Source organism: Flavobacterium cupreum, from assembly GCF_003996965.1.
GTDB classification, from domain to species: domain Bacteria; phylum Bacteroidota; class Bacteroidia; order Flavobacteriales; family Flavobacteriaceae; genus Flavobacterium; species Flavobacterium cupreum.
The window spans coordinates 1-429 of record NZ_QWDM01000083.1 but is presented as its reverse complement, the minus strand read 5'-3'; the positions used below and the strand labels follow the sequence as shown (position 1 = coordinate 429).

1 pseudogene is annotated in these 429 nt (G+C 63.6%); it reads left to right on the top strand.

Features of this window, described 5'->3' with window-relative positions:
- Nucleotides 1–429, top strand: a pseudogene (locus D0817_RS25790) (hypothetical protein); the annotation flags it as partial.

Genomic DNA, 429 nt, shown 5'->3' with positions numbered 1-429 from the left:
CGGGAGGTGGGCGCGCGAAGAGCGCGACAAAGAGGGCGGGCGCCACGGACAGAAGGATAGTCGCCGCTGGATCGAGGGCTACGAACGGATCGCCGAGATGGCGCCGGGGTTGCCAGGAACGCGCTTGGTGTATGTGGGCGACCGCGAGTCCGATATCGTTGCATTGATGTGGCGCGCATTCGAATTGGCGCATCCCGCCGATTGGCTGATACGTTCCCAGCATGACCGTCGCCTGCCTGACGAGGATACGGCGACGGATGACGACGAATCCGGCGACGATAACAACTCCCCCGACGGGAACAAACTATGGGCGCGCACGACCACGGGTGCCGCGTTGGGTGAAATCACCTTCACCATGCCGGCGCGAGGAAAAATCAAGCCGCGCGTCGTCTGCCAGCAGCTATGGGCAAGGCGCGTGGAGATATCCGC